Annotated in this window: 2 protein-coding genes; one reads left to right on the forward strand and one right to left on the reverse strand. The window is 32.4% G+C overall.

Annotated elements, in window-relative coordinates; translation table 11 throughout:
* Positions 1-48: 48 nt before the first annotated feature.
* Positions 49-1,410, forward strand: coding sequence for a signal recognition particle protein (gene ffh / locus Q0A18_RS15655; RefSeq protein WP_292011099.1), 1,362 nt, complete (start codon positions 49-51; stop codon positions 1,408-1,410).
* Positions 1,411-1,552: 142 nt separating this feature from the next.
* Here the strand turns inward: ffh and Q0A18_RS15660 are convergent, their stop codons facing one another.
* The gene (locus tag Q0A18_RS15660) at positions 1,553-2,155 is read right to left on the reverse strand and encodes an outer membrane beta-barrel protein (RefSeq protein WP_292011100.1); all 603 of its coding nucleotides are present in this window, start codon (positions 2,153-2,155) and stop codon (positions 1,553-1,555) included.
* Between the last annotated feature and the right edge of the window lie 422 nt (positions 2,156-2,577).

Genomic DNA, 2,577 nt, shown 5'->3' on the forward strand with positions numbered 1-2,577 from the left:
TAATTATTAAAAAATCCTTATTTTTGCAAACTATAATTTACAATTAATATGTTTAATAGTTTACAGGATAAATTAGATAAAGCACTTCATAATATTTCCGGACGTGGAAAAATCACAGAAATCAATGTTGCGGAGACCGTAAAAGAAATTCGTAGAGCATTGGTAGATGCCGATGTTAACTATAAAGTAGCTAAAGATCTTACTAAAAGAGTTCAGGATAAAGCACTAGGAGAAAATGTTCTCACTTCTTTAACGCCGGGACAATTGATGACTAAAATTGTTCATGATGAATTAGTTGATCTTATGGGGGGATCTCAGGAAGGAATCAATCTTTCGGGAAAACCCACTATTATTCTTATTGCCGGGCTTCAGGGGTCGGGTAAAACAACTTTCTCAGGAAAACTAGCGAACTATTTAAAAACTAAAAAGAATAAAAAACCTCTTTTAGTAGCTTGTGACGTATATCGTCCTGCGGCAATTGACCAGCTGAAAGTATTGGGAGGCCAGATTGATGTTCCTGTCTATACTGAAGAAGGAGCGACTAATCCTTCCACTATTGCTGATAATGCTATTAAATTTGCAAAAGAAAAAAATTACGATGTTGTAATCGTCGATACTGCCGGACGTTTGGCTATTGATGAACAAATGATGAATGAGATCAAATCCGTTCATTATTTTATAAAACCTCAGGAAACACTTTTTGTAGTAGACTCTATGACCGGTCAGGATGCTGTGAATACGGCAAAAGCATTCAATGATGCTTTAAATTTTGACGGAGTTGTTCTTACAAAATTAGATGGAGATACAAGAGGTGGAGCTGCATTAACGATCCGCTCTGTTGTTGAAAAACCTATTAAATTTATCTCTACAGGAGAGAAGATGGAAGCCTTAGACCTTTTCTACCCGGAAAGGATGGCAGACAGAATCTTAGGAATGGGAGACGTTGTATCCTTAGTAGAAAGAGCTCAGGAACAATTTGATGAAGAGGAGGCTAAAAAGCTCCATAAAAAAATTGCCAAAAATGAATTTGGTTTCGATGATTTCTTAAAACAGATCAATCAAATCAAAAAGATGGGTAATATGAAAGATTTAATGGGAATGATCCCGGGTGTAGGAAAAGCTATTAAGGATGTAGAGATCAGTGATGATGCCTTTAAGCATATTGAAGCTATCATTTATTCCATGACCCCTGAAGAAAGAAGAAGACCTTCTATTATTAACACGCAGAGAAAACAAAGAATTGCAAAAGGCGCCGGTAGAAAAATTGAAGATGTTAATCAATTAATGAAGCAATTCGATCAAATGGGTAAAATGATGAAGATGATGCAGGGACCTCAAGGAAAACAAATGATGCAGATGATGAGTAAAATGCCTAATATGCCGGGAATGGGCGGAATGTTTGGAAAATAAGAAAGAGAATAAAGAATAAAAACAAAAATCCATCTTAATTTGAGATGGATTTTTTATTGATTACATTTTTTATCAAATCACAAAAAAGCAGGACATATTGAATATGTCCTGCTTTTTATAAGTAGTATATCTTTCTTAATAATTAGAAGATATATTTAACACCTAATTGGATGTTGCTTAAGTTTACACCAAAGTTATAGTTATCTAAACTTTTAGCACCTTTGTATTTTGTGTTTTGGTAACCGAATGCTCCGATAGTAGCTTCTACTGACCAGTTGTTTGTTAAGAAATAATCTAAACCTGGAGCAATTTGTACACCGTAAGAAGAATACTTAGCTTTAGAAGTTTCGCTTCCAGCTACTTTAGTTTTATCAGTACCCCATTCCATTGGAACTGCTAACTGACCGAAGATATATAATTTATCTCCAAGTCCCCAATATTTTCTAGCTAATGGCACTACTTTAAATGCATCATTAATGTATTTAGTATCGATAGTTTCGTTTTTAGTAGTCGCGTTAACATAACCAACTCCTAAACCTACCGCTACAGTAGGAGCAACGAAATAACCAACAGTTGGAACAATACTAAAGTTATTAGTTGTTACATTATTGTTGTTGTTATCAGTTGATTCATATCCTACCTGTCCCATTAGGAATACTCTTCCTTCAAATCCAGATTTTTCGGTTGTTTGAGCATTAGCTAATCCGAAAAGTGCAATAGCACTTGCAAATAATATTTTTTTCATTTTCAAAAAATTTTAATACTTTCTATTGCAAATCTACAATCCTTCTTTCTAATATTAAAATTTGTTAACGTGATTAATATCATAGTGAAAGCCTATGTTTTTAATTTTTTTTTGATACTATATCACTATAAACAACAAATATAGAATTCGTAATAATACAATAATTATATAGTTTTATTGAAAAATCAAACAATCATTTAATAAATCAGAGTGTTTTTTATTACTTTTAGTACTTTTCATTAAAATTAACAAAAAGAAAATCCAGTTCACAAATCGCTGATTTTCTTGTTAATCTACTCTTAATTCCCCGATTTTAAGTCAATAATATTTTCAAAAAAATCGTTAATGAAAATATAATCTTTCAGAAACTTCCCAAAAAAGGACCATTCTATTTGGTCCTGTAAATAAATTTAAACAATGAA

Source organism: Chryseobacterium sp., assembly GCF_022712095.1.
Taxonomy (GTDB): domain Bacteria; phylum Bacteroidota; class Bacteroidia; order Flavobacteriales; family Weeksellaceae; genus Chryseobacterium.

Coding starts and splice junctions, on each gene's coding strand:
- Q0A18_RS15660 (WP_292011100.1), bottom strand. CDS start 2,155: ATGAAAAAAATATTATTTGCAAGTGCTATTGCACTTTTCGGATTAGCT.
- ffh (WP_292011099.1), top strand. CDS start 49: ATGTTTAATAGTTTACAGGATAAATTAGATAAAGCACTTCATAATATT.